Origin of the sequence: Mycobacterium sp. 852014-52144_SCH5372336, assembly GCF_001665615.1 — a bacterium.
GTDB lineage: Bacteria > Actinomycetota > Actinomycetes > Mycobacteriales > Mycobacteriaceae > Mycobacterium > Mycobacterium neumannii_A.
In genome coordinates, this window is record NZ_LZSW01000006.1 from 1 (window position 1) to 25,444 (window position 25,444).

Sequence of the window (25,444 nt, forward strand, 5' to 3'; positions counted from 1 at the left end):
CCGGCAGACTGTTCCTTCGGCATACCTGCATCCTCGTTTCCAAGGTCAGGAGCCTCCAACATTTCCAGGGCGATTCAGACTACATCTTCCTGCTGGCCCGGACGAACCCCGACAAACCGAAGCACAAGGGGCTCACAATGTTTCTCGTGCCGACGAGCTCAGAGGGCTTCGAAGCGCAAGCGGTGTGGACGCTGTCGGGCGAGCGCACCAACATCACCTTCTACAGCGACGTGCGCATCGGCGACGAGTGGCGCATCGGTGACGTCGACGCCGGCTGGCAGGTGCTGGGGTTGTCGCTACAGGACGAGCACGCGTCAGGATGGGGACCGCACATCGCGCGTCTCCTGCACCACGCCGAGGAGTGGGCGACCACCACGCGCGCGCCCGATGGATCACCTGCGATCGCGAAAACCGATGTGCGGCGGCGGATCGCGCGGGTAGCGATGGAACTCGAAGTGGCGATGCTCCTACAGCGTCGATGTGTGTGGATGACCGAGAACGGTCGTACGCCCGTCGCCGAGGGGCCGATGGCGAAAGTGTTCTCCACCGAGGCGCTCGTGCGCGCGAGCCAAGACATCGTCGAACTCGTCGGGCCCGATGCGACGCGGTCCGTCTTTGAGCCGACGGCGCCGGAGCGCGGCCGCTTCGAACACCTCATGCGCTTCGCGCTGGGCACCACGATCTATGCCGGAACCAGCGAGGTGCAGCGCACCATCATCGCTCAGAGAGGTCTGGGTCTACCCCGTTAGGTCCTTGGGTTTACGGGTGGGGCGCTTGCGTGGCGCGGCCTTGGCGGTGACAGCCTTCCTGGGGGCGTTCGCGGGCGGAGTCAGCGCCTGCAGGCACCATGCCCACAGCTGGTCCTCGGTGAGCTCAGCGCCCTTGACGCCCAAGTGGAACACCCCGATCTGGGCCAGGGCGATGAGGGTCGAGTTCAACAGCGTGGTGAGCTGAGCGGGCGTCAGATCCTTGCGGACCAGCCCCGCGCGTGAGCATGCGGTGAGGATCCTGGTGAGCAGCTTCTGATGCGGCTCCCAGATCTTCGCGAAATCGGCAGGGCGCTCGATCTCCAGGCTCAAGTTGTAGATCGTCATCACGCGCCCGCCGATTGCCTCCGACGACTCCGCACGCGAGAGGAATCCTCGGCAGAACGCCTCGAGTTGTTCCATCGGACCGTCCGCGGCCGCCACCTCGTGGCGGATCGCCTCGATGAACTGACTGGTGGCATTCTCATACAGGGCCAGAAGCAGTTCTTCCTTGCCGGCGAAATGCTGGTAGAAGGCGCGCAGGCTGAGGTTCGAGCGATCGATGAGGGTTTGAATGGTGAAGTCGGCACGACCGGACTCCTCGACCAGTTCGAGGGCCGTCGCCAAGAACCTCGAACTACGCGCGAGTGCACGCGCGCGCGCTTGGCTGAGTCGCCGCTCGATCGTTCTTTCCTGCCAGCTACCCGGCATCTCGACGTCGGTCTCGACGAGTTCCAGATCGGCTTCCGAGTCGCGGGCACTCCGCTTCTTAGCAGTCATGATTACCTGAGAATACGCGTTCCGCCGCCGATCCACCTCGGCTACCTACACGCACACGTTGGCCAAAACAGCGTGACCCCGCCGGACTTCGCGCCCCGTCGAGCGGTCCGACGGTCCCGGCGTGCCGAGCGGGGCCTGTACGGTATTGTGGAAATATCGATTCTCGATTGCGAAAACAAGGGTTTCGCGATTGTGTCGCAAGCCGTTCCTAAGGAGTGCAGCGTTGACCGCAGACATCCTGATCGTCTCACCCGACGACCATCTGGTGGAACCGGCCGATCTGTGGACCAGCCGGTTACCCGAGCGCTATCGCGATATCGGACCGCGGATCGTCCGGCACCGGGGACGCATGGACCCGTCGGTCACCTCCGACGTCGCGTTCATCGAGGATGACGACGGCCGCGACGCCGACATCTGGCACTACGAGGATTCGATCATCCCGATTCCGCTCATCAGCGCCGCTGCCGGTTACGAACTCGACGAACTCTCCACCGACCCGATCACCTACGACGAGATGCGCCCCGGCTGCTATCGACCGGCCGACCGGCTCGCGGACATGGACCTCGCCGGCATCGAGGCCTCGGCTTGCTTCCCCAACACGCTGGTCCGGTTCTGCGGTCAGCGATTCCTCTACGCCAAGGACAAAGAGCTCGCGTTGCTCTGCGTGCAGGCCTACAACGACTTCCAGATCGACGAGTGGGGCGGCGGCTCGAACGGCAGGCTCATTCCGCTGGGCATCATCCCGCTGTGGGACGTCGATCTCGCCGTCAAGGAGGTCGAACGGGTAGCGGCCAAGGGCATGCCTGCGGTGTGCTTCTCGGAGCTGCCTGCGCGACTGGACCTGCCGTCCATCCACAGCGGTTACTGGGACCCGTTCTTCGCCGCCTGCGAGAGCAACAACGTCGGAATCATGCTGCACATCGGGTCGAGTTCGTCGCTGACGAAGTCCTCCCCCGACTCGCCGCACGTCGTCACCAGCGCACTGATGGCGGTCAACTGCACCATCGCCCTGGTCGACTGGCTGTTCTCCGGCAAGCTGCGGCAGTTCCCCAAGCTCAAGCTCGCGTTCGCCGAGGCGCAGGCCGGGTGGATCCCCTACTACCTGCAGCGCGTCGACGAGGTCTGGGAGGACCGTCGGGCGTGGGGCGGCATCCATCCGCTGCTGACCGAGCCGCCGAGCACGCAGGTCCCCGGCCGCGTGTGGTTCTCCACCTTTGGCGACCCGGTCGCGTTCCGCATCCTCGATCTGGTCGGACCTGACCAGCTGATGTTCGAGACCGACTACCCGCACAACGACACGAATTGGCCCAACAGCATGGACGTCGCCAACAAGGCGACGGAGGGCCTCGATGCGGAGACCAAGCGGAAGGTGTTGTCCACCAACGCGAAGAACTTCTTCGGTTTGGCCTAGGCTTAACCGCCGAGACTACGGTTTCTGACGTATTCCGGGCCGATTCCGTCATAAAGCGTAGTCTCGCGTAGCTTTAGCGTGCTTGCCAGTCGGGCTTGCGCTTCTCCAGGAATGCGCGCGGGCCCTCGATCGCGTCTTTGGTCAGAGCCACCTTCATCCGATAATTCTCGGCGAGCAGCTCCGCTTCGTATATCGGCAGCGTCAGCCCCTTGCGCACCGCCATCCGCGAACCGCGCACCGCGAGAGGCGCATTGGAATTCACGATCTCGGCGACCTCCCACGCCCGGTCCATGAGCGTCTCGTGGGCCACCACCTCGGTGAACACGCCGAGGTCGTAGGCGCGCTGGGCGTCGAGCTGCTCGTGCCTACCCATCAGGATCAACCGCATCGCCACGGGAAGCGGCAGGATCCGAGCCAGGCGGACCCCTTCACGCCCGGACGTGACACCGATGCTGACATGCGGGTCCATCAACGTCGCGCGTTCAGACGCAATCGTGATGTCGGCCGTCGTGACGAGATCCATGCCCGCACCACATGCAATGCCGTTGACAGCACAGATGATCGGCTTGGTCATCTGCAGCCACGGGGGTGTGGCCTCCTGCGGCGCATCCCATTGGCGCATGGAGCTGAGGATGGGCTCGCCTTGGTTGTCGATCCCGGCCGCGTTCTCCATGTCGTGGTCGGCCGCCTTGTTGACGTCGGCCCCGACGCACAGTGCGCGGCCGGCACCGGTGATGATGACGGTCCAGATGTCCTGCGACCGTTCGATTTCGGCGTACACCTCGGCAAGTTCGGCGATCATCTCGTCGTTGATCGCGTTGAGCACCTCGGGCCGGTTCAGCGTCACACACGCGGTGTGACCGGAGACCTCGAACGTGACGGTGTCGTAATTGCTCATCTCACTCCGCAGCTGCCGTGTCGCGGGCGGTCGGCCGGACCCCCAGGATTTCTTCGAACCGGTCGCAGTAACGCGGCCACACCTCCGGGTTGAGTAACCGCGGCGGTATGGCGCCCGCGAAAATCGTCTGCCACTGGCTGGCGGTGGCGACCGCGATGTCGCGAGCCGCCTCGACCGTGATGCCCGCGACATGTGGTGTCGCGACGACGTTGTCGAGCCTCAGCAGCGGGTTGTCGTGTCTCGGCGGCTCCTCGTGGAACACGTCGAGGCCCGCGCCGGCGATACTCCCGCTCACCAGGGCGTCGTAGAGCGCCTCTTCGTCGTGCACCGGGCCACGCGCGGTGGTGATGAAGTACGCGGTCGGTTTCATCGCGGCGAATTGCGCAGGCCCGAAAAGCCCCCGCGTCTCGGCGGTCAGCGGGCATGTGACCTGAACGAAGTCCGATCGCTCGACCAACTCGGAAAGCCCGACCCGGACCGCGCCCCTGCCGCGGGCGGTCGCGTCGTCGACGTAGGGATCGAAGACCAGGACCTCCATCCCGAACGGAGCGCACAACTCGACGAGTCGTCCACCGATGGCGCCCAATCCGACGACTCCGATCGTCTTTCCGAACAGCTGAGTGCCCCGCAACACCAATCGATCTCCGAGGGGACCGCTGCGCAGCGCCCGGTCGGCGGCGGTGATCTTCTTGGCCAGATCGAGCATGAGTCCGAGTGCATGTTCGGCGACGGCTTCGGCGCCGGGACCGGAGTTGTTGCACACCGCCACCCCCGCTCGGGTACACGCCGCGACGTCGATCACGTCATAACCCGCTCCCGCCGAACACACGGCAAGCAACTGTGGGCAACGATCCACCAGCTCCGGCCCCGCCAGCCACTGCACGCCATCCTCGATCGAGGCGACGTCAGTTCTGGTGGCGACCTGATATCCGTGCGCCGATTCCAATGCTGCCCAACCCCGTTCGACGGAAGCTCGCAGGTCGAGCTTGACGAGCTCGATGTCGGCCCCCGCCAGTATGTCTCCTGCGACCTGATCGGTCCATCTCTCGTAGACCAGTCGCGGACGGGTTGTCATCGCTTGATTTTGGGCTTCGCTTGAGCCGCCTTGAACATGTCGGCCAGTGCGGGGTCGACGTTCTTGTAGTCATTGCGTGCGATCGCGCCGTCGCGTCCGGCAACGGGGTCATAGCCCAGGCGCAGATCCTTGTTCTCCATGTGGAAGTACTCCCGCCCGAGGGGGAGGCGGCGATCCTCGCGCGGAACTTCCATCCACGCCCGCAGGAAGCAGCGTGCCTTCTTCGGGTCGGTGCTGCTGACGAAGTCCGAGCGCGAGTGGCACATTGCGAAGTTGTTGGCCACGGCGGCTTCACCGGACTCCAACCGGAACTCGACCTGCTGTTCGACCAGGACGGTGCGCAAGAACTCGATGGCGTCGTTCTGTTCGGCGGTGAACTCGCGGCCAAGGGTGTGCATGGCAGGCAGGATGCTGCTGTAGGTGAAGTTGATGCAGATACGACCGCCGATCTGGGAGAAGACCGGAACGTCGTATGGGGTCACGTCCGGTTGATCGTCGGGTTGCTCGCTGCGCCGATGGTGCGGAAACCCCTGGTACAGCGCGGGGAGCAGGTCGGGCCGTTCGTTGAGAATCCGGTTGTGCGCGGCGGGGCCGCTGGCGAACTGGCTCTCGCCACCTTCTGCGGCCGGGTACACGCAGAGCAGCGAAAGGATGTCCGCCGCATCGTTGTGCATCGCGAGCTCGGCCCTCGACTTGGTGCCGCGTGCCGGTTGTACGCCGTTGGGCAGCACCTCTTCCTGCACGCGCACCATCCGGTGACCGAAGGAGTTGTTCGACACCAGGTAGCCGAGGTGGGTACAGAATGCCCAGTAGATGCGTTCCAGGTCCTCGATCGAATGCTGTTCGACGGGGAAACCGCGCACACACGCCAGGCCCCTGCCGAACATCAACTCCCGGTATAGCCGCGCGAGATCCTCGTCGAGATCCGGATGCCGGGCGTCCTCCGGCGTGATGTCGTCGCGATCCTTTCGGGCGGTCTTGGCCAGTATGGATTCCAGCGCGGCCACATTGCTCGACGACAGGTCGAAGGCGAAGTCCTCCTTGCTGCTGAAGTCGGCACCGGTCCATGCCATGGGATCGGTGACTTGCTCGGTGTAGATCGCGGTGGGCATCCGTCCTCCTGTTGTCGTGACGAGGCTCTCGGCTATCGGCTCGCCGCGCGCCTCTCGAGCTCACGCAAGGCGTGCGCACGGGCAGTGGCGGCTTCGGTCATCATCCCGACGTCGGTTCCCGCCGAAATGAATCGCAGCCCCAGCCCTGCAAAGCGTTCCAGCAGGTCAACGGACTTGATCCCGGCCACTCCCAGCGCCACGCCGTGTGCACGACAGGCCGCTGCGACAGAGTCTACTGCACGGTGGAAATGCTCATTCTCATATTGCCCGTGGATCCCCATCTCGGCCGTCAGATCGCTGGGCCCAAGCAGCACCATGTCAACCCCCTCGATGGCTGCGATCTCCTCGGATCCCGCCACCGCGTCGGGCGTTTCGATCATCACCGCCACCACGGTATGGCGCTCGAGTTCCCCCGTGAGTTCGGCGGTTGGACGGGGTGCGTATCCGCTCACCGCGTTGGGTCCGGAGATGGACCGATGGCCGAAGGGCGGGAAGCGAGCGGCGTCGACGACCGCCTGTGCCTCGCGTGCCGAGTTCACGTGCGGCACAATCACTCCGACCGCGCCAGCGTCGAGTACGCGCGCGATCAAGGTGGGGTCGTGCGACGGTACCCGCACGAGACCGGAGATGCCGGCACCGAGCGCGGCCACACAGAGCATCCCCGCCGTTTCGAGCGAGCACGAGGTGTGCTCGAGGTCAACATAGACAGCGTCGTATCCGCAGGCCGCCGCGATTGCCGGGACGTCGGGCGTGCGGGCGTTGAGCAAAGCGAGGCACAACACCAGGCGGTCGCCCTTCAAGGCATCCCGCAGCGGTCCCGGCACCCACCCACGGTAACCGAGCGAGAACGATGATTCCACTACAGCGTTAATGACATTATCGCCTGTGGTAACCATTACTCATGTCCGAGAACCGGGTCGCGGTGGTCGGCGCCGCGCTGTCCGATTGCGGGCGGGTGCCCGACAAAACGGCGATGGCGCTGATGGCGCAGGCCGCGCGGCGGGCCGTCGCAGACGCCGGCCTCACCAAGGACGACATCGACGGCTTCGGCGGCCACGGGACACTGTTGCCACCCGTCGAGGTGAGCGAGTACCTGGGCCTGCGACCGACGTGGGTCGACGCCACCAACGTAGGTGGATCATCGTGGGAGGTCATGGGACGGCACGCCGCCGCGGCCATCGCGGCGGGCGAGATCGACGTGGCCCTGTTGACCTACGGTTCGACCGCACGCTCCGATGTCAAGCGCCGCGTGCGGGCATCGGCCGCGGCGTTGAGCACCGGCGGTGTGATGCAGTTCGAAGCACCATACGGCGCCACGCTGATTGCCAAGTACGCCATGGCGGCCAGGCGCCACATGATCGAGTACGGGACAACCGAGGAACAGCTGGCCGAGGTTGCCGTCGCCGCGCATGAATGGGCTGCCATGAACGAGAACGCCTTTGAGCGCGATCAAATCACCGCAGAGGATGTCGCCGCGGCGCCGATGCTCGCTGATCCGTTCACGTCCAAGCATGTGTGTTTGCGAACCGACGGAGGCGGGGCGGTCGTGCTCGCCAGCGAGCGGGTGGCGAAGGACTGCGCGAAGGAACCGATCTGGATCGTCGGCGCGGCCGACGCCGCATCGCACGTGAGCATGAGTGAATGGCCCGACTTCACGACATCGGCCGCCGCAGAATCGGGTCCGCGTGCGTTCGCGCAAGCGGGTGTCACCCCGGACGACATCGACGTCTGTCAGCTCTACGACTCGTTCACCTCGACCGTCCTGCTGACGGTCGAGGATCTCGGGTTCTGCGCCAAGGGTGAGGGTGGTCCGTTCATCGGCTCCGGCGCGCTCCGTCCGGGCGGTGCGCTGCCCACCAACACCGACGGCGGCGGGCTGGCGTCGTGTCATCCCGGGATGCGCGGGATGTTCCTGATGGTCGAAGCGGTTCGGCAACTGCGCGGCGAATGCGGCGAACGACAGGTCGAGGGTGCGCGCCTGGCGTGCGTGCACGCGATGGGCGGCTTCTTCACCCACAGCGCGACGATGATCCTCGGGAGGCAGTGATGCAGTCGCCGAGCGGTCCGAACCGCCCGACCATCGACAGCGACAGTGAAAGTTGGTGGGCGGCGGTCCAGGATCGCACGCTGCTGATCAACGAATGCGGCTCCTGCGGCCGAAATTCGTTGTACGCCCGCCCCTTCTGCCCTTACTGCTGGAGCGAGGACGTGCGCCTCGCGCCGGCGTCCGGACGGTCGCGCCTCTACACCTGGAGCGTCATCCACCAGAACGCCGCACCGTTCGACGCCGTGCCCTACGTCGTCGCGATGGTCGACCTCGAGGAGGGTCCCCGCCTCATGACTCAGATCGTCGACTGCCCGGTCGATCAACTCTGCGCCGGAATGGAGCTCGAGATCGCGTTCCGCGAGGACGACGACGGATTCGTCGTACCGGTTTTTCGGCCGTAATTTTCCGCGAAATTGCATTCCAGCAGGGAAGTTCGAGGGAGCGCCTGCTGGAATGCCATTTCGCGAAACGGGTGCTACACAAGGCGGTCGGCGAGTACCCGCGGCCGACCCTTCGAACGCGCCTCGAGCGTGTTGCGCTGCACTTTGCCATTGGGGTTAAGCGGCAGGGGCTCATCCCAGAACACCAGCTCCTCGGGCAGCTTGTACTTCGGCATTCCCTCCCCGACGAGAGCGTCCACCACGTCGACGAGCGACATCTCGACGCCGTCGTCGAGCACCATGGCCATCGCCAGCCGTTCGCCGGTGGTCGCGTCGGCAACCGAGAAAGCGGCGCACTCTCGCACACCGGCAATCCGCGCTACCGCCTCCTCGACCTCCGCCGCGGGGATCTTCATGCCGTTGCGGATGACGATGTCCTTGATCCGCCCCACGATGCGCACGCGGTTTTCGTTGACCTCGGCGACGTCACCGGTGCGGAACCACTCCCCGTCGAACGCGTTGATGTCGTCCTCGGTGTCCGTGTAACCAAGAAATGCATGCGGACCCTTGATGCAGCACTCGCGCGTGTCCGCTGCCGACCCCACCCGCACGTCGACGTCCTGCAGCGCCACGCCGTCATCCGCGTGACGCACCGCCCTGCTCTCGGTGCGCAGCCCCGACGTGCTGACCGGCACCTCCGACGATCCGTACGCCCGCATCACGACGATGCCGAAGTCGTCCTCGACCCGTTCGACGATGCGCCTGTCGAGCATGGTGCCACCGAGATAGACCGCCCGCAGCGGCACGACGCTCCCCCTGGCGACCGCTTCGTCGAGCAGCCGGTCGAGCAACCGATCCGGACCGCCGTACCACGTTGCGCCGGAGGACAACAGAAGATCACACGTCGCGGCGGGCTCCCAGCGATCCTCGAGCACCACCGGCACGGCGAGCATGGGTCCGATGAACAGCGCCTGCAGCACCCCGGTCACCGAGGCGAGCGGGCTGAGGAGGAAGATGCGGTCGTCCGCGCCAAGCCCGGCGGCGGCAACGTAGTTGGCAGATGCCTTGGCAAGCGTGCTCAGCGAATGGATGACGCCCTTGGGCCGAGACGTCGTACCGGAGGTGTAGAGGACAAAAGACGGCTCGTCGGCGGGCCGCATGGGCCCCTCGCTCACCGACATGTCCGAGGTGTGGAAGATGTCGATCCAGGCACACGCCTCACGCAAGGCTCCGTCGACGACGGGAGACCAATTCGGGGCCAGGCCGAACCCGGCCCCGGTGCGGGCCACGATGTCGGCGACCTGTGTCGCGCCCGCGCTGCGCGGCACGAGCAGTACCACCGCGTCGACACGGATGGCGGCGTGTACGGCGACGACCGAACCGATGTCGTTGCCGACCACGACCACGACAGATGTCGACGGGCCGACACCGCCGTCACGAAGCGCACCGACCGCCTGATCGACCTGTCCATCCAGTGCTGCGTAGGTGATTTCGGCACCGCGATCGATCAGCGCCGGTCGTGTCGGATACCGCAGGGCGGCCGACCGCACGACGTCGAGCGGCCGGTCCGACCAGACGCCGGCGGCACGATACTGGTTCCTGAGACCGCTCGCTCGTTCCCGCGCGTGTCGCAGCAGCTCGGTGGCCGCACTCATGGTGTCCTCCGATGCAAATACCGATTCTCGTCTACGTAAATGTAACCTCTCAGGCATGTCACCTTTGACCTTCGATGATCAGGTTGCCGTTGTCACCGGTGCGGGCGGAGGGCTCGGGCGCTGTCACGCACTCGAACTCGCCCGTCGCGGTGCCCGCGTCGTGGTCAACGATCTCGGCACCGCCGTCGACGGAGAAGGCGCCTCGATTACGGCGGCGCAGGCGGTGGTCGACGAGATCACCGCCGGGGGCGGCACCGCGATCGCCAACGGCGACTCCGTCGCGACGGAGGAGGGTGGTGCGGTGATCGTCGCAGCGGCGATGGACGCCTTCGGACGACTCGACATCCTCGTCAACAACGCGGGCATTCTCCGCGATGCAGCGTTCAAGAACATGACCGCCGAGCAGGTGGACGCGGTGATCTCGGTCCACCTGGCCGGCGCCTTCAACGTGACGCGCGCCGCGTGGCCCATCATGCGCGAGCAGAATTACGGGCGGATTGTTCAAACCACCTCTGGCACAGGTCTGTTCGGGAACTTCGGGCAAGCTAATTACGGTGCCGCGAAGATGGGGCTGGTCGGGATGATGCACGTGTTGGCGATCGAGGGCGCGCGAAACGGCATCGCCATCAATGCCATCGCGCCGATCGCTCGAACCCGGATGACCGAGGACATCATGGGCGAGGCCGGCAAGGCGATGGACCCGGAGTTGGTGACACCCGTGGTGGTCTATCTGTCGCACCGGGACTGCGATCGCACCGCTCGCATCTACTCCGTGGGTGCCGGCAAGGTGTCGCGGGTGTTCATCGGTGTCACCAAGGGAATCGAGAATCATTCACTTACAGCTGAATCGGTGGCAGAGACGATCGACGAAATCGACGACAGCACGACCTTCACCATTCGCGGCGGTCCTGCGACCGGGTAATCGTCAGCGGCCCTGAAAGTTCGGCGGGCGGCGCTCTGCGAACGACCGCAGACCCTCCTGCAGGTCGGCGGTCCACGACACCACCTCCTGCGCCCAGGCCTCCTGCTCAAAGGCCCGGTCCCGCCCCGATTCCGACGACACCGACAGCAGGCGCTTGGTCAGTGCCAACATGACGGTGGGACCCGCGGCCAGGCGGCGGGCCAGTTCCTCGGCGACCGCATCGGTCTCCTCGGGTGCCACGACACGGTTGACCAAGGTGAGCCGCTCGCAGGTCGCGGCGTCGACGGGTTCTCCGAGCATCAGGAGTTCGGTGGCCTTGCGCAGTCCGACGATCCTGGTCAGCAGATGTATCGCGCCCGCGTCCGGCAGGATTCCGCGATGCACGAATGCCTCCACCAGGCGCGCCTCGGTGGACATGACGACCAGATCGCAGGCGAGCATCAGGCTCGCGCCGGCACCCGCCGCCACACCCTTGACCGCGGCGACCACCGGCTTGTCACAATCGAGCACTGCGGAGATCAGTCGTTGATAACCCTTCTGCAGCATCAGAGCGACGTCCCCGGGCTTCTTCTCCTCGGCGGGTCGCGCCGATTGCGGGCCCAAACCCGCACCCGAGCAGAAGTGCCGATCCCCCGTCGCTCGCAATAACACGCTTCGCACCGAAGGATCGTCATCGGCCTTCTCGAATGCCTCCGTGAGAGCTTCACGTGCCAACGGGGACAACGAGTTCGCAGCATCCGCGCGGTCGATGGTGATCCGGCAGACACCATCGGATCCAACCGCGCTCTCGATGCCCGACTGCTCTTGAGTCAACTCGATCACCCCTGCGTTAACGACGTTTCCGTTTTTCGGGTATCTTAATTTCCGCCGACGTTCCCCACTGACGTTATGTGCCGAACTGAGGAGGCCCAAACTGAGGAGGCATGCGTGACCCAGTCCTCGGCAACGGGCCAAATCACGGAGGAGGGTTTGGCCAAGTTGCGCGCCCGCATCGGCGTCGCCGTCCCGCACACTCAACCCCCGCATTACCGTCGGCCCAACGAGGACACGTTCCGGATCGTGGCGGAAAGCTACGGCGACGCGAACCCACTGTGGTCGGATCCCGAATACGCGACGAAGTCGGTCTGGGGTGAACCGATCGCGCCGCCCGCGCTGGTCGGTGGCGACACCTTGATCGGCGAGGACGAGGTCTCCGAACTCACCGAGGAGGACCGGCAGCTGACCGCCGGTGACCCGTTGCGCGGCGTTCACGCGTTCTATGGCGGATCGTCGCGCGAGTGGTGGGCGCCGCTGCGCGCGAACCGCCGGGTCTTCCGGCGCAACGCCCTTGTCGCCGCGCTGGACAAGAGCAGTGAGTTCGCCGCCCGGGCTGTGCACGAATGGTCGGCGCAGGTGTTCTGCGACGAGGACGGCGTCATCCTCGGCGGCCAGTACCGGAACATGATCCGCACCGAGCGCAGCAAGGCAAGGGGACGCAAGAAGTACGAGTCCGTCGACCTCGGAACGTGGAGCTCCGACGAGATCGCCGAGATCGACGCGCGGTACACCCGCGAGGCACCCCGAGGCGCCGAACCGCGTTGGTGGGAGGACGTCGCGGAAGGAGACCAGATCGGCCCGCTCACCAAGGGTCCGCTCACCGTCACCGACATGGTGTGCTGGCACGTCGGAATGGGCATGGGCATGTACGGCGTGCGGCCCCTGAGGCTGGCCTGGCAGAACAGGCAACGTATTCCGCGCTTCTACACACTCAACGAGCGCGGTGTCCCCGACGTACAGCAGCGGGTGCACTGGGACCCGAGCGCCGCGCGCGACGCGGGCAACCCGACGACATTCGACTACGGCCGCATGCGCGAGACGTGGCTCATCCATTTGTGCACCGACTGGATGGGTGACGATGCCTGGCTGTGGAAACTGGACTGTGAATTCCGGTTGTTCAACTACGTCGGCGATCTGCACACCATCACCGGCACCGTCACCCGCAAATACCTGGCCGACGGGGCCCGTCCGGCGGTCGACCTGGACCTCGCGGCGACCAATCACCGCGGCCAGATCACCACGCCCGGACACGCCACGATCCTCTTGCCCAGCAGGCAGCGGGGCCCCGTCCGCCTGCCGGAACCGCCCGGCGGGGCGACCGACCTCGCCCGTCTGCTGGCGGTCATCTCCGACCGGTTCGCCGAACATTGAGCCAGCCGTGACCTATCCGAGCGTTCCCGGACTCCGAGCCGAACAACAGGGCCCGGTTCTGTGGCTGACCCTGGACCGGGCCGAACGCCGCAACGCGGTCGACGACACCATGCTCGACGCGATGATCGGGCACCTGTCCCGGTGCGGCACCGACGAATCGGTTCGCGTCATCCGTATCGACGCCGAAGGTCCGGACTTCTGCGCCGGGGCCGATCTGGTGGCCAACAACGCCAAGTCGGAACGCAAACCGCGCGTGGGGAGCACGCAGCGGCGACTGCCCAACAAGGCCAACAGGCTGATTCCCTTGCTGCTCGGGACTCAGGTGCCCGTCGTCACTGTGGTTCGCGGCTGGGCGGCCGGCCTGGGTTTCCACCTCGCCTTGGCGTCGGACTTCTGTCTTGCAGCCTCGGACGCGGTGTTCTGGGAACCTTTCATGGCGCGCGGCTTCACGCCCGACAGCGGTGCGGCCTGGCTGCTGCCGCGACTCGTCGGGATGGTTCGCACGCGCCAACTGTTGATGCTCGGTGAGGAACTGTCCGGGACCACCGCGGCGCAATGGGGCATCATCCACGGCGCCTGCCCCGAGGATGAACTCGAGGGTGCGGCAACGGATCTCGTCAGCCGGCTCGCCGCCGCACCCACGGTGGCCCTCGGCCTCACCAAATGGCTGCTGCACAGCGGCAACGGTCTGGATCTCGATCGCCACCTTCAGAACGAGGCGATGGCGCTCGAATTATCCAGTCGCAGCGAAGACTTCAAGGAGGGCCTGGCCGCCTTCCGGGACAAGCGGCCCGCGGAATTCAAGGGTCGTTGAGCCGAACATGACAGCGCTACCGATCACCGCCGACACCACCACCGAAGACGCCGTCGGGGTGGTGCGGCGGTGGGTCGAGGCGGAGGTGCCTGCGGAATGGCGCGTCGCGGCGGCCGAGGGCCCTGCCGCGCTGAGAGCGGCGCGGAGCCCGGCCGATTATCGGCGGTGGTATCCGACCTTCGCCCGAACCGGCCTGGTGGCGCCGACCTGGGCACCCGAACACGGTGGCCTCGGCATCGGCAACGACGTCGCCCGCACCATCGAGAGCGTGCTCGCGCCGCTGCGGCTGACCCGGCTTAATCCGCTGGGCCTCAACAACACCGCGGCGGCCCTGTTCAGCCACGGCACCGAAGAGCAACGGCGGCGCTTCCTGCCGCCCATCGTCCGAAACGAAGAGAAGTGGTGTCAGCTCTTCAGCGAGCCCGGCGCGGGCTCAGACCTCGCGTCGCTGGCGACCCGGGCGGTGCGCGACGGTGACCAATGGGTGATCTCCGGACAGAAGGTGTGGACGACCTGGGCGGATGAGGCGGACTTCGCGATCCTGCTCGCCCGCACCGATCCCGATCAGCCGAAACACAAGGGCATCACCTACTTCCTGCTCGACATGCACCAACCAGGCGTCGAGGTGCTGCCGCTGCGCCAGATCACCGGTGAGGCCGAATTCAATGAGGTCTTCATCGACGGCGCGCGGGTGCCGGACGCCCACCGGGTCGGAGAAGTCAACGACGGGTGGCGCGTCAGCGCGTCGACCTTGTCGAGTGAGCGCCAGATGGTTTCGGGCTCCGGATCCGGCGGTATGGGCAGGCTCGGTGGGTCGAGTGCTGAACGACTGATCACCCTGGCCAAGGAAACCGGCCGATGGGACGACGCGGTGATTCGCGACAAGGTCATGCGGCTCTGGGCTCAGGAACAGATCCGCGGATGGACCAATGCCCGTGTGCGCGCGGCACTCTCGGCCGGCCAATCCCCCGGTGCTGCTTCCTCGATCGGCAAGGTCCACCAGGCCACGCTCAACCAGCAGATCCAGGATCTCATGGTCGACCTGCTGGGCACCGCCGCAGTGGCGTGGCCCGCCACCGACGACCCGGACGCGATGCCCCGCGAGGTGCAGGGCATGATGCGCAGCCTCGCCAACGGCACCGAGGGCGGTACGACCGACATCAACAAGAACATCCTCGGCGAGCGCGTACTCGGGTTACCCAAGGAGCCGGATCCGTGGAAAGGGAAACCCTGGAAGGAGATTCCGCGCTCTTGACCGAATACGAGCGGTTGATCGTCGACAAATCGCATCACATCGGGTGGCTTGTGCTGAATCGGCCCGAGGCAGGCAATGCATTCGATGCGTTGATGCTGGACGAACTCGAGGCCGCGTGGGCACAGCTGGATGCCGACCCCGACGTTCACGTGATCGTCAACACCGCCAACGGCAAAGCGTTCTGCACCGGGATGGACGTCGTTCAGGTGGCCCGGGACAAACAGGCGATGCGTAAACATTCCCGGCGCACCCGCGACGCCGAGCTGAAGATCTCCTCGTGGCATTGCGGTGTGTGGAAGCCGGTGATCGCCGCGGTGAACGGGGTGTGCGCGGGAGGTGGCCTGCATCTGGTCGCCGACGCCGACATCGTCATCGCCGCAGAGGAGGCAACGTTCGTCGACCCGCATGTCTCGGTGGGCCAGGCGGTCGCGTACGAGGCCATCACCCTGCTGCGCAAGTCACCGATGGAGGGGATAACTCGAATGACGTTGAGCGGTAAGGGTGAGCGGATCTCGGCCCAACGCGCATACGAGCTGGGTATCGTCTCGCAGGTCGTGGCGGCCGGTGAGCTACGGGCGGCGGCCGGGCAGCTCGCGGCCGCGATCGCGACCAACTCGCCCACTGCCATGCGAGCGACCAAGAAGGCGTTGTGGCGTTCCCTGGAAGTAGGACTGTCGGAGGCCAAGGCGGCGGCCACAGAGACGATCTGGCGACTGCGGAACCACCCCGACCATGCCGAGGGAGTACGGGCGTGGCGGGAAAAGCGGCCGGCCGACTGGCAACCGCTGGCACCGGTGGAGGCTTCGTGAGCTATCAGAGGTTGATCGTCGATCGTCGCGGCCCCGTCGGCTGGATCATCAACAACCGGCCCGATCGCCTCAACGCGTACGACGCGCTGATGCGCACGGAATTTCCCGCTGCCTGGGCCGAGTTGGACGCCGACCCCGAGGTGCGGGTGATCGTGCACACCGGCAACGGCAGGGCCTTTCAGGTCGGCGCCGACGTCGACGATCTCGACGGTGAGGGGATCAAGCAGTACCAGGAGACCATGCAAACGCTGGACCTGAAGCTGACGGGCTGGCATTGCAATGTCGGCAAGCCCGTCATCACCGCGGTCAACGGGGTGTGCGCGGGGGGCGGACTGCACTGGGTCGCCGACGCCGACATCGTCATCGCGGCATCAGATGCCACGTTCGTCGACCCGCACGTATCCATCGGTCAGGTCAGCGCCCTCGAGACGATCGCGCTGATGCGCAAGATGCCCGCCGAGGCGGTCTTACGGATGGCACTGGTCGGCAGCCACGAACGACTCACCGCGCAGCGCGCATATGAGCTCGGCATGATCAGCCAGATCGTCGATCCCCCCGACATGCTTCGCGATGTCGCACAAGAGCTCGCCGAGAAGATCGCGAGAAACTCACCCGCCGCGATGCGGGCCACCAAACGCGCACTCTGGGGAGCGCTCGAGCACGGCCTGACCGACGCTTGCCGTGAGGGGGCCAAGCACCTGACGTCGATGTGGGGCCATCCCGACCAGGACGAAGGTCCGAAAGCGTTCGCCGACAAGCGAACACCAGCGTGGCTTCCTCTGGGGCCGGATTCGTGAGTCTCGCTGAGCTGCTGGACGATCTGCCGGAGGTCGCGGTACACACTCTGGCCGTCGACGTGTCCCGGAAAGACCTGATCGCGAGTGCAGACCGCCTCGCCGCGGTTCTCACCGAAACCGGGCTGATGACCGGTCAGGTGGTCGCGGCGATGCTGCCCAACGACGCCACCACGGTCGCGGCGCTGTTCGGTGTCTGGCGTTCCGGTGGTGTCTACACACCGCTCAACCCCAGGGCTGCCGACGCCGAGGTGGCCGCTCAGCTCAAGACCCTCGAGCCGGTCGCGGTGATCACGACGCCCGAACTGGCCCATCGCTTCTCGGGGTTCGCGTTGCCGGTCGCCACGGGGTCGAGCTTGGCGTGGTCGCTCACGCCGCACTCCAACTCGGCCGACGAGGCTCGGCGGTACGACGCCGATGTGGCGCTTCTGCAGTTCACCTCGGGGACGACGGGTCCGCCGAAGCCGGTGCCGCTGCGTCACTCCACCGTCCTGGACCTGATCGACCGGCTACTGGAGAAACTTCGCGGCTCGAGGCGGGCCACCCGGAGCGGGCCGCCGATGCCTAACCTGGTGCCGCTCTCACTGTCGTTGTGGGCCGGTATCTACCAGGTGCTGTTCGCCTTTCGCGCGGGCTCCGGCGTCGTGTTGATGGACAAGTTCTCGGCCGCGGACTTCGCAGCCTTGGTGAAGCGCCACCAACTGCGGTCCACGGTCTTGCCGCCGGCCGCGTTGACGATGGTGCTCCACGACGACTCGGTCACCGACCTGTCGCCCCTGAAGATCGTCCGTTCCATCACCGCTCCCCTGTCCCCCGTCCACGCGGCCCGGTTCCGCGACAAGTTCGGTGTGCTCGTGCTGAACTCCTACGGCCAAACGGAACTCGGCGGCGAGGTCGTCGGCTGGTCGGCCGCCGATGCCCGCGAATGGGGCGAGACGAAGCTCGGCTCTGTCGGACGCCCACTTCCCGGCATCGACGTCATGATCGCCGACGACGAGGTGATGGTTCGCACGCCGACGACGGCTGCCCGCAAGATCGACCCCGCGTTCCTGGACAGGCTCACCGACGATGGGTGGTTCCACACCGGCGACCTCGGTTGGTTCGACGAGGACGGTTTCCTGTGGCTCGACGGGCGCGTCTCGGACATGATCAACCGCGGCGGACTCAAGGTGTTCCCCGGCACCGTCGAAGAGGTGCTGCTAGCCGCGGCCCACGTGCGGGAGGCCGCGGTGGTGGGCGCCCCCGACGAGCGCCTGGGCGAGGTGCCGTGGGCTTTCGTCGTGCGCGCCGACGACAGCGTCAACGAGGATGAACTGATCACGTGGTGTCGCGACCGCCTGACCCCCTACCGGGTGCCCGTCCGGGTGGTGTTCGTCGAGCGCCTGCCGCGTAACGATGTCGGCAAGGTCGTCAAGCGCGAACTTCTCACCCTCACCGACGCATAGCCCTCCGGCGGCGACGTCGTCAATGATCCCTACGCGAGCACCAGGTTCAGTCGCTCGAGGCGGCGCACCAGCAAGCTCGGTAGCCAGCGGCCGATGTCTATGGCATCGACATTCGAGGTGCGCTGGATCAGTTGGCCGATAACAATTCTGGCCTCCAACCGCGCCAATGACGCCCCCACGCAGAAGTGGGCGCCCTTGCCGAATGCGATGTGTCCCTTGCCGCCCAGCCGATCGAGCCGGAAGGTGTCGGGTTCCTCGAAATGCGCCGGATCGCGATTGGCCGCACCCCACAACAGCAATAGCCGCGATCCGGCGGGGAGCATTACACCGCACAGCTCGGTGTCGTTCGTGACATGCCGGTAGTGGCCGCGGAATGGGGGCTCGAAGCGAAGGACTTCCTCGAGAAATGCCCCCAGCAGTTCGGGGCGGTCCCGCAGTTGTCGCTGAATGTTCTTCTGGGTGGCAAGGATCCAGGCGGCAGAGCCGATCAGTGACGCCGTTGATTCCCCGCCGGCGCTGAAGAGAGTGATCATCATGGCCAGGGCCCCGGTCTGGTCCACGATTCCTTCGGAGCACGCCGCGGCCAGATCACCGAGTAGGTTGTCCTGGCCGTCGGCTGTCGCCTGGGCGAACTGCTCTGCGACGTAGGCGCCGAGTTCCATGACGTCCTTACCCGCTGCCGCCAACTGCTCCTCGGTCACCAGTCCCTCGACGAACTGGGTGGCGGAGTAGCCCCACCGGGTGAGCATGTCCACATCAGCGTCGGGGACGCCGATGATTCGGCAGACGACCCTCATCGGCAGCCGGTTCGCCATCGCGGTCATCCACTCGATCTCGCACCCTCGGACGGAGGAGTCGAAGATCCCGTCCGACGTATCGGTGATGAAGGGCTCGAAATCGCGAATTCGTTTGGCGGCCAATTGGGGCAATAGCAACCTGCGGTGAATGGCGTGTGAGGGTTCGTCGGCGGTCGCCAGGACCTGCGTGGCCCCGCCGAGTTCACCCATCGGGAATGCCGATACCGAACCATCCTGAAACGTCATCGTGGCTGTTAGATTCGACGAGAAGTCATCGCATCGCGCAATCGCCTCATTCACCGCATCCCAGCCGCTCACGGCGAAGAACCCGCTGTCGCCAATGCGGTGCACGGGTCCGGTCTGGTGCATCCGCGCGTACAGCGGTTGAGGGTCTTGGATGAACCGATCGTCGAACAGCGCGATCCCGAGCTCGCCGTCCACAACATTCATGCCCCAACGCTGAGCGACGACCTCGCACCGCGTCAACGGATGCAACCGAAGTCGAAATGCGCTGTCGGTGATTTCGCCTGCTTATGTCTCACCGAGTCGGTGCAAGCTGCGGGAATGCTGAAACGACCCCTTTGGCTTGTCTCAGATCTGAGATCATGGTCGTTCAGGGACGAGGAGGCTGATGCCGGTGCCCGACGATTGGGTTATGGGCCGCGACCGCCGCACCGCGGCTGCGGACCGGATCTACGCCGCCGCGACCGAGCTGATCATCTCCGACGGGCTCGATGCCCTCGACATCGACAAGCTCGCCGCACGGCTGCACTGCTCGAGAGCGACTGTCTACCGGTATGCGGGGGGAAAGGCGCAGATTCGGGACGCGGTTCTGATGCGGCTCGCAGCCGGCGTGATCGAGACGGTCCGGCACGCAGTCGACGGAGCCAGCGGTGCGGACCGCGTCATCACCGCCATCGATGTCGCCCTCGAACAGATCAGAACCGACCCCATTCGCAAACTGGCCCTTCACACACCGAAGGCGCCGGGATTGACCGACCTTCACTCGTCACCGGTGCTCAGCCACCTCGCGGCCGACCTCACCGGCATCACCGGCGAGGATCCGCTGGCGGCGCAGTGGATCGTGCGCATCGTCGTGTCGTTGGCATTCTGGCCTCCCCCAGACCCTGGTACGGAACGGGAGATGCTTCGGCGGTTCGTGGCTCCGGCCTTCAGCTAGAGTCGGCGATTTCCGTAGCCGGAACCAGCCCGGCGAGAATCTCTCTTCTCCTTTTGCGATAACATCGTTCCCGTTGCTGAATGCATGGTCCGAGAGGAATCAACGATGACCGAGCCCAAGGCGTTTGAGGTGTGGGATGCCGACAACCACATGTACGAAACGATCGACGCCTACACGCGCTACCTGCCTGATAAGTATTCGGAAGCCCTGAAGTTCGTCGACGTCAAAGGCCGCAAGAAGCTGCAGATTCTCGGTGTCATCACCGAGACCATCCCCAACCCGACCTACGAGGTGATCCCCACTCCCGGCGCGTGGGCCGACTACTTTCGGGGCATAAATCCAGAAGGCAAGACACTCCGGGAGCTAGCCGAGCCCATCCGGTGTCCCGACGAGTTTCGCCGCCCCGACCTGCGTCTGGCATTGATGGACCGTCAGGGCGTCGACGGGGCGGTGATGTTCCCGACTACGGCGGGCATGCTCGAGGAGCGCACGAAGTCGGACACCGAGCTCACCCACGCGGTCACGCATGCGTTCAACCGCTGGCTGCTCGAGGACTGGACGTTCAACTACCAGAACCGGATCTTCCCCGTCCCGGCCATCTCGCTGAACGACCCCGCGCTCGGCGTGAAGGAGCTCGAGTGGTGCTTGGAGAACGGTGCCAGGACGGTGCTAATCCGTCCGGCGCCGGTCCCGCGCGAAGACGGCACTTCGCGTTCGGCGGCGCTGCCGGAATTCGACGACTTCTGGCGACTGGTCGAGTCTTCGGGCATCTCGGTGCAAATGCACAATTCGGACTCCGGCTACGAGCGCTACGTCGACGACTGGGAGGACCCGGCGGAGTTCAACGGATTTGCGCTGAGCAAGCTACGGGGCTTCATCTACGAGGAGAGCCGGAACATCTTCGACACCCTCGCCGCCTTCATCGCTCACGGCGTGTTCGAGCGCTTTCCCGGGGTACGCATCGGGGTGGTCGAGAACGGCGGCTCCTGGGCGCACCGCTTGTTGGACGTCTTCGACCGCGTGTACCACAAGCGGCCGTACGACTTCAGCGAGCATCCCAGCGACGTCTTCCGCAGGCACGTCTGGGTCAACCCGTTCCATGAGGAAGACATGTCGCGCCTCGTCGAGATCCTCGGCGCCGACCGCGTGATGTTCGGTTCGGACTACCCGCATCCAGAGGGCCTCGCCGAGCCAGCGGATTTCGTCAAGGAACTCCAGAACCTGCCCGCCGACACCACCACACGGATCATGGGCCGAAATCTCAAGGAACTGATCGGTATCTAGACCGGCCGTCGCCGCGGCGGACGCTTAACGGGTTGATGACACGCATCTGGTGCGTGCAATCAACCGGTTAATGGATGCCGATGCGGCTCGGATGCAGTCTCCCGGCGGCGAAGTGGGTCCGAGTCAACGCGGCTATCCGAAGCGTGCGCGCAACTCGTTCTTCAAGACCTTGCCGGTGAGGTTGCGCGGCAACGCCTCCACCAGCTGCACGCTCTCCGGACATTTGTGCATGCTCAGACCCTGTACCCGGCAGTGCTCGGCCAGCATGCACAGCGTCACCTCGGCGCCGGTTCGAGCCACGACGACGGCGCACACCCGTTCGCCGGTGCGCGGATCCGGCACCCCGATGACCGCGACGTCGTCGACAGCTGGGTGGCTGGCCAAGACGCCCTCAATCTCGAGCGCTGAGATGTTCTCGGCGTTGCGGATGATGGCGTCCTTGATGCGCCCAGTGATCACGACGTTCCCGTCATCGTCGATGCGGCCTCGGTCACCGCTGCGAAACCAGCCGCCGCCGTCGAAGGCATCGGCGTCCAGCGACGCATCGACGTAGCCGAGGAAGCACTGAGGCCCCTTGAGGCGCAGTTCTCCTTCCTCGCCCACACCTACCTCGCGCTCGTTCTCGTCGACCACACGTATGGAAACCCCCGGCACCGGCCGTCCAACGGTGTGGTCGAGAACGTCCGGTTCGCCGTCCGGCGGCGGCGAGGTCACCACCGGAAACTCGGTCAGACCCCACGAGTTCGCGATCCCCGCCACCGAAAGCGTCTCGCGCGCTTGGCGTCCCAACTCGGGCGTGATCGGCGCGCCTCCCCCGACACACCCGCGTAGATCGGGAAAGAGCGGTTCGGGACCATGTTCCCGCTGCGCCGCCATGTAGGCGACGAAGAACGGGGTCGCCGAACCGAGCATCGTCGGACCGTGCGCGGCGACTGCCTTCGGAGTGTGGACCGGATCGAAGGTGTCGAACAGGACCAGGCGCATACCGGTCAATAGGCTGGCGGCCAGCATCGCGGCGCCGCCGATATGCGAGACCGGAAACGCGATCGGGTTGATGTCGCTGTTCGAGGCGCCGAACATGCCCACCACCCCGGCCGACCCGGCGATCACCGAGCGGTCACAGTGCCGGATACCCTTCGGGGCCGCGGTCGTGCCCGACGAGTAGTACACCCACCGCGCCTCCTCGGCATCCGTCGGCGGCGCCGGCAGAAGCGCCGGATCACCCGACGGCAGCCGGAGTTTCCCGGTGATCGGCGCGCTGTGGTCGACCACCACGATCGTCATCGGCCGCTCGCGGATCAGCTCATCGGCGAGCGCGACGTGATCGAACCCGCGCCACACACCGGGAACGATAAAGACCTCGGAACCGAGCTGCGCAGTGACGAAACGGACTTCACTCTCGCGCCAGATCGGCAACACAGGGTTCTGGACCGCGCCGAGACGGGCCAGGGACACCATCACGACCATCGTCTCGAGGGTGGTCGGCAACTGCCACGTCACCACGGTGCCTCTGGTGACTCCACATTCGGACAGTGCGGCGGCGGTGCACTCCGCCGCATCGTGCAACTGGCTGTTCGTCAGGCTGCGACCGTAGTCGTCGACGAGTACGACGCGGTCGGGATGGTCCTGGGCCGCCGCTTGGATCAAACCCCAATAGGTTTGCGCCATCAGCGAGTCGGCAGCAGCAGGCGTCGCTTGGCCAGGATGTTGCGCATCATCTCAGAGCTGCCACCGGACACGGTGTATGCACGGGACCATAGCCAGCATTCTTTCAGACGCTCTTTGGCAAGCGCCACATCCGAATCGGCGGAGACGGTGCAGACCATTGTCGACAGCTGCGCGCCGTAGGCCGAAACACGGTGATACGTCTCTGCGAAACTGAGCTTGGCGATCGAACCGTCGCCCGTCTGCTCGGCGCCAGCCACCAGACGTTCGACATGGTCGTCGATGAAGGCTTTCGCGACCTCGACCTCGACGGCCAACTCCGCGACCTGATGCCGGATGTCGGCGTATTGCAGTGCCGGCTTTTCGTCGATGCGACCGTGACGGGCCACTGTGACCAGATCGTCGATCAGAAGTTCCAGCAGGATGACGTTGCCACCGATGCCGAACCGTTCGAAGTCCAGGCCCGCCATGATGATCGACCAGCCCTGGCCAGGCTCTCCGATCAGGCTGTCGGGAGGGATGGTCACATCATCGAGGAAGACCTCGTTGACCTCGATCGCCTCGTTGATCGTGCGGATCGGGCGGATCTCGATGCCCGGTGAGTTCAACGGCACGATGAATGCGGACAGTCCGTGATGACGCGACGACGACGGGTCGGTACGGATCAGGGCCAGGCCCATGTCGGCCCAGTGCCCGTCGGTGATCCACGTTTTCTGCCCGTCGATCACCCATGACCCGTCGGGCTGTTGCGCGCCCTTGCAGCGCACCGCGGCGATATCGCTGCCGGCATCGGGCTCGCTCAGCAGCTGGCACCAGACGTGCTCGCTTCTCCGGATCCGCGGCAGCAGAGCGGATTTCTGCTCATCGGATCCGAAATGCAGCAGCACATGAGCCGCCAGGTTGACCTGATCGACGGGGCGCGGGGCGCGGGCACGCAGGATCTCCTCGGAGACGATCCGATCGTGCAGTGGGTGGTGATCGGCACGGCCGCCGTATTCGACGGGCCAGTCCGCACCGATGAATCCAGCGTCGAACAGCGAGGCGAACCAGGTGCGCAGCAGGGCTTCCTGCTCGGCCGTCTCCGGTGCCCGGCGCCCCTCTCGGGCCTCGAACGGTGGTGCATGTTCAGCGATATGTGCCCTGACGCGGTCGCGGAACCCGGCGAATTCGGCCTCTGTGGGCCGAACCTGCGGGGCGCTCACCAGCCGGCCCTATCGGCGAACAAAGCGCGGCTGGACCGCGCGGTGCCGAGTAGACACGCATTCGTGAAAACCCGGCGCAATTCATGGTGCAGCGGGTATTCCCAGGTGAATCCGATACCCCCCGAAAGTTGCATGCACTCGTCGACCGCCGCCGTGGCGTTCGCCGCGATGAAGGAATGCGCCGCGACGGACAGGGTGACCGCCTCGCTCGTGGTGGTATCGGAGGACAGCGCGCGCGCGGCCTTGGTGAGGACCGCGCGGGCCTTGGCCTCGAACACCGACAATTCCGCCAAACGGTGTTGTACCGCTTGAAAACTCGCGATCGGTGCACCGAAGGCGATCCGGTCCTTGAGGTAGGCGACCAGCCGGTCGAAGGTGGCCGATAGTGCACCGAGCGAATCCGCGCTCAGCAGGATTCTGGCCAGTGCGAGTAGTTGCTCCGCTCGTTCGGGTCCGCCGATGGGCACGCCCTCTGCTCCGGAGAGGTCGACACGCCACACCGGTCGGTTGACGTCCAACAACTCTTCGTCGGCTTCCCGCGGCAAGGTGTTCGCCCCCTCGAACAGATGAATCCCGTTGCCACCGAATGTGACGATGATGTCCGCCGAATCGGCGCCCGAGACACGCGTGACATCAGCTGCGAGGGCGCAGGCCGCCGCACCGGTGCCGTCGAGCATGGCGGGCAACCACTGATCACGTATCTGCGGCGGCGCCGAACTCAGCGCCGCAGCGGCCGTGACGCTGCCGAGCCAGTGTGTCGAGTTTCCCGAGCGTCCGAGTTCCTCGGCGATGACCGTGGTCTCAACCGGACGCCACCCACTGCCGCCAAGATCCTCGTTGACCAGCAGCCCTGTCCAGTCCATCGCCGCGAGGTCTTTGAGGGATTCGTGCGTTCCGCACCCTGCCAGGAAGTCGCGCGCCGCGCCTCGTACCAGTTCGATGTCGGCCGCATCGTCGAGGGCGGCATCTCCCTCGGTGCCCACCGG

Annotated in this window: 24 protein-coding genes; 13 read left to right on the forward strand and 11 right to left on the reverse strand. The window is 65.7% G+C overall.

Annotated elements, in window-relative coordinates; genetic code table 11:
* Positions 1-749 (forward strand): acyl-CoA dehydrogenase family protein (locus tag A5759_RS00815; RefSeq protein ID WP_255390444.1); only part of this gene is annotated, 749 nt, incomplete at its 5' end.
* Here the strand turns inward: A5759_RS00815 and A5759_RS00820 are convergent.
* Complete coding sequence (locus tag A5759_RS00820; RefSeq protein WP_066847806.1) at positions 738-1,526, reverse strand: TetR/AcrR family transcriptional regulator; 789 nt, start codon at positions 1,524-1,526, stop codon at positions 738-740. The genes A5759_RS00815 and A5759_RS00820 overlap by 12 nt on opposite strands.
* A 223-nt stretch (positions 1,527-1,749) precedes the next feature.
* Between A5759_RS00820 and A5759_RS00825 the strand changes: the two genes are divergently transcribed.
* Positions 1,750-2,937, forward strand: a complete 1,188-nt coding sequence (locus A5759_RS00825) for an amidohydrolase family protein (protein ID WP_068192666.1) — start codon at positions 1,750-1,752, stop codon at positions 2,935-2,937.
* A gap of 73 nt (positions 2,938-3,010) precedes the next feature.
* Here A5759_RS00825 and A5759_RS00830 read toward each other — a convergent pair whose 3' ends face one another.
* The 4 genes from A5759_RS00830 to A5759_RS00845 are packed head-to-tail and all read right to left on the reverse strand — an operon-like array spanning position 3,011 to position 6,918.
* Positions 3,011-3,835, reverse strand: coding sequence for an enoyl-CoA hydratase/isomerase family protein (locus A5759_RS00830; RefSeq protein ID WP_066847812.1), 825 nt, complete (start codon positions 3,833-3,835; stop codon positions 3,011-3,013).
* Position 3,836: 1 nt separating this feature from the next.
* On the reverse strand, positions 3,837-4,910 hold the full coding sequence (locus A5759_RS00835; RefSeq protein ID WP_068192669.1) for a hydroxyacid dehydrogenase: 1,074 nt from the start codon (positions 4,908-4,910) through the stop codon (positions 3,837-3,839).
* Positions 4,907-6,022 carry a TauD/TfdA family dioxygenase gene (locus tag A5759_RS00840; RefSeq protein WP_068192672.1) on the reverse strand — a complete coding sequence of 372 codons (1,116 nt, stop codon included), beginning with the start codon at positions 6,020-6,022 and terminating at the stop codon, positions 4,907-4,909. Before A5759_RS00840 ends, A5759_RS00835 begins: the two co-directional genes overlap by 4 nt.
* A 32-nt stretch (positions 6,023-6,054) precedes the next feature.
* Positions 6,055-6,918: an HpcH/HpaI aldolase/citrate lyase family protein gene (locus A5759_RS00845; protein WP_197505912.1), complete on the reverse strand. Its 864-nt coding sequence runs from the start codon at positions 6,916-6,918 to the stop codon at positions 6,055-6,057.
* Between the two features lie 5 nt (positions 6,919-6,923).
* Here A5759_RS00845 and A5759_RS00850 point away from each other — a divergent pair, with 5 nt between their 5' ends.
* Together A5759_RS00850 and A5759_RS00855 are read left to right on the forward strand one after the other, a co-directional pair.
* Positions 6,924-8,069, forward strand: a complete 1,146-nt coding sequence (locus A5759_RS00850) for an acetyl-CoA acetyltransferase (RefSeq protein WP_068192678.1) — start codon at positions 6,924-6,926, stop codon at positions 8,067-8,069.
* Positions 8,069-8,470 (forward strand): Zn-ribbon domain-containing OB-fold protein, encoded by a 402-nt coding sequence (locus A5759_RS00855; RefSeq protein WP_068192681.1) that lies wholly within the window; start codon positions 8,069-8,071, stop codon positions 8,468-8,470. The genes A5759_RS00850 and A5759_RS00855 overlap by 1 nt, the downstream gene beginning before the upstream one ends.
* Positions 8,471-8,544: 74 nt before the next feature.
* Here the strand turns inward: A5759_RS00855 and A5759_RS00860 are convergent, their stop codons facing one another.
* On the reverse strand, positions 8,545-10,104 hold the full coding sequence (locus A5759_RS00860; RefSeq protein WP_068192684.1) for a class I adenylate-forming enzyme family protein: 1,560 nt from the start codon (positions 10,102-10,104) through the stop codon (positions 8,545-8,547).
* Between the two features lie 55 nt (positions 10,105-10,159).
* Between A5759_RS00860 and A5759_RS00865 the strand changes: the two genes are divergently transcribed.
* The gene (locus tag A5759_RS00865; RefSeq protein WP_068192687.1) at positions 10,160-11,026 is read left to right on the forward strand and encodes an SDR family NAD(P)-dependent oxidoreductase; all 867 of its coding nucleotides are present in this window, start codon (positions 10,160-10,162) and stop codon (positions 11,024-11,026) included.
* 3 nt (positions 11,027-11,029) lie between these two features.
* On the opposite strand, the gene A5759_RS00870 is transcribed toward A5759_RS00865, so the two are convergent.
* Positions 11,030-11,848, reverse strand: coding sequence for an enoyl-CoA hydratase/isomerase family protein (locus tag A5759_RS00870; protein ID WP_068192690.1), 819 nt, complete (start codon positions 11,846-11,848; stop codon positions 11,030-11,032).
* A 105-nt stretch (positions 11,849-11,953) separates the two neighbouring features.
* Between A5759_RS00870 and A5759_RS00875 the strand changes: the two genes are divergently transcribed.
* The 6 genes from A5759_RS00875 to A5759_RS00900 are packed head-to-tail and all read left to right on the forward strand — an operon-like array spanning position 11,954 to position 18,330.
* Positions 11,954-13,213 carry a hypothetical protein gene (locus A5759_RS00875; protein WP_231984494.1) on the forward strand — a complete coding sequence of 420 codons (1,260 nt, stop codon included), beginning with the start codon at positions 11,954-11,956 and terminating at the stop codon, positions 13,211-13,213.
* A gap of 7 nt (positions 13,214-13,220) precedes the next feature.
* Positions 13,221-14,027, forward strand: coding sequence for an enoyl-CoA hydratase/isomerase family protein (locus tag A5759_RS00880; protein WP_068192696.1), 807 nt, complete (start codon positions 13,221-13,223; stop codon positions 14,025-14,027).
* A gap of 7 nt (positions 14,028-14,034) precedes the next feature.
* Positions 14,035-15,282, forward strand: coding sequence for an acyl-CoA dehydrogenase family protein (locus A5759_RS00885; protein ID WP_068192698.1), 1,248 nt, complete (start codon positions 14,035-14,037; stop codon positions 15,280-15,282).
* Positions 15,279-16,091, forward strand: a complete 813-nt coding sequence (locus tag A5759_RS00890; protein ID WP_068192699.1) for an enoyl-CoA hydratase/isomerase family protein — start codon at positions 15,279-15,281, stop codon at positions 16,089-16,091. Before A5759_RS00885 ends, A5759_RS00890 begins: the two co-directional genes overlap by 4 nt.
* Positions 16,088-16,888, forward strand: a complete 801-nt coding sequence (locus A5759_RS00895) for an enoyl-CoA hydratase/isomerase family protein (RefSeq protein ID WP_068192702.1) — start codon at positions 16,088-16,090, stop codon at positions 16,886-16,888. Before A5759_RS00890 ends, A5759_RS00895 begins: the two co-directional genes overlap by 4 nt.
* Positions 16,885-18,330 (forward strand): class I adenylate-forming enzyme family protein, encoded by a 1,446-nt coding sequence (locus tag A5759_RS00900; protein WP_068192705.1) that lies wholly within the window; start codon positions 16,885-16,887, stop codon positions 18,328-18,330. The genes A5759_RS00895 and A5759_RS00900 overlap by 4 nt, the downstream gene beginning before the upstream one ends.
* Before the next feature lie 29 nt (positions 18,331-18,359).
* Here A5759_RS00900 and A5759_RS00905 read toward each other — a convergent pair whose 3' ends face one another.
* On the reverse strand, positions 18,360-19,577 hold the full coding sequence (locus tag A5759_RS00905) for a cytochrome P450 (RefSeq protein WP_068192708.1): 1,218 nt from the start codon (positions 19,575-19,577) through the stop codon (positions 18,360-18,362).
* 181 nt (positions 19,578-19,758) lie between these two features.
* Here A5759_RS00905 and A5759_RS00910 point away from each other — a divergent pair, with 181 nt between their 5' ends.
* Together A5759_RS00910 and A5759_RS00915 are read left to right on the forward strand one after the other, a co-directional pair.
* Entirely contained in the window at positions 19,759-20,307 is a 549-nt protein-coding gene (locus A5759_RS00910) for a TetR/AcrR family transcriptional regulator (RefSeq protein ID WP_068192711.1), read from the forward strand.
* Between the two features lie 105 nt (positions 20,308-20,412).
* Positions 20,413-21,591 carry an amidohydrolase family protein gene (locus A5759_RS00915; RefSeq protein WP_068192921.1) on the forward strand — a complete coding sequence of 393 codons (1,179 nt, stop codon included), beginning with the start codon at positions 20,413-20,415 and terminating at the stop codon, positions 21,589-21,591.
* A gap of 132 nt (positions 21,592-21,723) precedes the next feature.
* On the opposite strand, the gene A5759_RS00920 is transcribed toward A5759_RS00915, so the two are convergent.
* Genes A5759_RS00920 through A5759_RS00930 form a run of 3 tightly spaced genes read right to left on the reverse strand, consistent with a single transcriptional unit; the run spans position 21,724 to position 25,441 of the window.
* The gene (locus A5759_RS00920) at positions 21,724-23,259 is read right to left on the reverse strand and encodes a class I adenylate-forming enzyme family protein (protein WP_068192714.1); all 1,536 of its coding nucleotides are present in this window, start codon (positions 23,257-23,259) and stop codon (positions 21,724-21,726) included.
* Entirely contained in the window at positions 23,259-24,458 is a 1,200-nt protein-coding gene (locus A5759_RS00925) for an acyl-CoA dehydrogenase family protein (protein WP_068192717.1), read from the reverse strand. The genes A5759_RS00920 and A5759_RS00925 overlap by 1 nt, the downstream gene beginning before the upstream one ends.
* Positions 24,455-25,441, reverse strand: a complete 987-nt coding sequence (locus tag A5759_RS00930) for an acyl-CoA dehydrogenase family protein (protein ID WP_068192719.1) — start codon at positions 25,439-25,441, stop codon at positions 24,455-24,457. The genes A5759_RS00925 and A5759_RS00930 overlap by 4 nt, the downstream gene beginning before the upstream one ends.
* Between the last annotated feature and the right edge of the window lie 3 nt (positions 25,442-25,444).

Coding starts and splice junctions, on each gene's coding strand:
- A5759_RS00820 (WP_066847806.1), bottom strand. CDS start 1,526: ATGACTGCTAAGAAGCGGAGTGCCCGCGACTCGGAAGCCGATCTGGAA.
- A5759_RS00830 (WP_066847812.1), bottom strand. CDS start 3,835: ATGAGCAATTACGACACCGTCACGTTCGAGGTCTCCGGTCACACCGCG.
- A5759_RS00835 (WP_068192669.1), bottom strand. CDS start 4,910: ATGACAACCCGTCCGCGACTGGTCTACGAGAGATGGACCGATCAGGTC.
- A5759_RS00840 (WP_068192672.1), bottom strand. CDS start 6,022: ATGCCCACCGCGATCTACACCGAGCAAGTCACCGATCCCATGGCATGG.
- A5759_RS00845 (WP_197505912.1), bottom strand. CDS start 6,918: ATGGTTACCACAGGCGATAATGTCATTAACGCTGTAGTGGAATCATCG.
- A5759_RS00850 (WP_068192678.1), top strand. CDS start 6,924: ATGTCCGAGAACCGGGTCGCGGTGGTCGGCGCCGCGCTGTCCGATTGC.
- A5759_RS00855 (WP_068192681.1), top strand. CDS start 8,069: ATGCAGTCGCCGAGCGGTCCGAACCGCCCGACCATCGACAGCGACAGT.
- A5759_RS00860 (WP_068192684.1), bottom strand. CDS start 10,104: ATGAGTGCGGCCACCGAGCTGCTGCGACACGCGCGGGAACGAGCGAGC.
- A5759_RS00865 (WP_068192687.1), top strand. CDS start 10,160: ATGTCACCTTTGACCTTCGATGATCAGGTTGCCGTTGTCACCGGTGCG.
- A5759_RS00885 (WP_068192698.1), top strand. CDS start 14,035: ATGACAGCGCTACCGATCACCGCCGACACCACCACCGAAGACGCCGTC.
- A5759_RS00905 (WP_068192708.1), bottom strand. CDS start 19,577: ATGAATGTTGTGGACGGCGAGCTCGGGATCGCGCTGTTCGACGATCGG.
- A5759_RS00910 (WP_068192711.1), top strand. CDS start 19,759: ATGCCGGTGCCCGACGATTGGGTTATGGGCCGCGACCGCCGCACCGCG.
- A5759_RS00915 (WP_068192921.1), top strand. CDS start 20,413: ATGACCGAGCCCAAGGCGTTTGAGGTGTGGGATGCCGACAACCACATG.
- A5759_RS00920 (WP_068192714.1), bottom strand. CDS start 23,259: ATGGCGCAAACCTATTGGGGTTTGATCCAAGCGGCGGCCCAGGACCAT.